The sequence below is a fragment of the Leisingera sp. F5 genome, assembly GCF_001593695.1.
Genome location: NZ_LUKH01000929.1, coordinates 1 through 1,457, shown reverse-complemented (window position 1 = coordinate 1,457; position 1,457 = coordinate 1). Strand labels below are relative to the sequence as shown.

The 1,457-nt window shown below is 62.6% G+C and carries 1 protein-coding gene and 1 pseudogene; both read left to right on the top strand.

Annotated elements, in window-relative coordinates:
• Window positions 1-40 precede the first annotated feature (40 nt).
• Window positions 41-1,231 carry an L-aspartate--glyoxylate aminotransferase BhcA gene (bhcA, locus tag A2I95_RS37540; RefSeq protein WP_291737534.1) on the top strand — a complete coding sequence of 397 codons (1,191 nt, stop codon included), beginning with the start codon at window positions 41-43 and terminating at the stop codon, window positions 1,229-1,231.
• Window positions 1,231-1,457, top strand: a pseudogene (locus A2I95_RS37535) (hypothetical protein); the annotation flags it as partial. The gene bhcA and the pseudogene A2I95_RS37535, both read left to right, overlap by 1 nt.

Sequence of the window (1,457 nt, the reverse complement as noted above, 5' to 3'; positions counted from 1 at the left end):
GCCCTTTACAGTGACGGAAATCGCCACAGGAGGGCACGACATGAGCTTTCAAAATCCGGTTTTCATCCCCGGTCCGACCAATATGCCCGAAGTACTGCGCAAGGCAGTGGACATGCCGACGCTGGACCACCGCTCGCCGCTGTTCGGCCAGATCCTGCACCCGGCGCTTGCCGGTGTGAAAAAAGTTCTGAAAAGCGAAACCGCTGAGATCTTTGTGTTTCCGTCGACCGGAACCGGCGGTTGGGAAACCGCGCTCACCAACACGCTGAGCGCAGGCGACAAGATTCTGGCCGCGCGTAACGGCATGTTCAGCCACCGCTGGATCGACATGTGCCAGCGCCACGGGCTGAATGTGCAGGTTGTCGAAACCCCCTGGGGCGAAGGCCTGCCTGCAGACCGTTACGAGGAAATCCTGACCGCCGACACATCCCACGAGATCAAGGCGGTTCTGGCGACCCACAACGAGACCGCAACCGGCGTGAAATCCGACATCGCCGCCGTCCGCCGCGCGCTGGATGCGGCCGGCCACCCGGCATTGCTGTTTGTCGATGGCGTCAGCTCGATCGCCTCGATGGATTTCCGGATGGATGAATGGGGCGTCGATATTGCCGTCACTGGTTCGCAGAAGGGCTTCATGCTGCCGCCGGGCCTGGCCATCGTTGGCTTCTCGCCCAAGGCGATGAAGGCGGCGGAGACCGCGACCCTGCCTCGTACCTTCTTTGATATCAAGGATATGGCCGCGGGTTACGCCAACAGCGCCTATCCCTACACGCCCTCTGTCGGTCTGCTGAACGGGTTGAACATGGCCTGTGGTATGCTGCTGGACGAAGGGCTGGAGAATGTCTTTGCCCGCCACCACCGGATTGCCGAGGGCGTCCGCGCTGCGGTCCGGGCCTGGGGGCTGGAGCTGTGCGCCGTGTCGCCGGACGTCTATTCCGACAGCGTCAGCGCCATCCGCACGCCGGAAGGGTTCGACGCCAACAAATTCGTGAGCCTGGCGGCCGAGAAATACGGCGTCGCCTTTGGCACCGGCCTGGGCGAGGTCGCGGGCAAAGTGTTCCGCATCGGCCACCTGGGCAGCCTGACCGACGTGATGGCGTTGTCGGGCATTGCGACCGCCGAAATGGTCATGGCCGACCTGGGGCTGAACATCCAGCTGGGCTCCGGCGTGGCAGCTGCACAGGATTACTACCGCGGTAATACCGGCGTCAGCGCCAAGGCCGCCGCGTAATGAAGGATACCGTTATGTATATCCCCACTTACGAGGACATGCTGGCCGCGCATGAGCGAATCCAGCCGCATATCCGCCGCACGCCGGTGCGCACCTCAGCTTACCTGAATGAGCTGACCGGAGCCGAGCTGTTCTTCAATGAACGGGTTGAACATGGCCTGTGGTATGCTGCTGGACGAAGGGCTGGAGAATGTCTTTGCCCGCCACCACCGGATTGCCGAGGGCG

Coding starts and splice junctions, on each gene's coding strand:
- bhcA (WP_291737534.1), top strand. CDS start 41: ATGAGCTTTCAAAATCCGGTTTTCATCCCCGGTCCGACCAATATGCCC.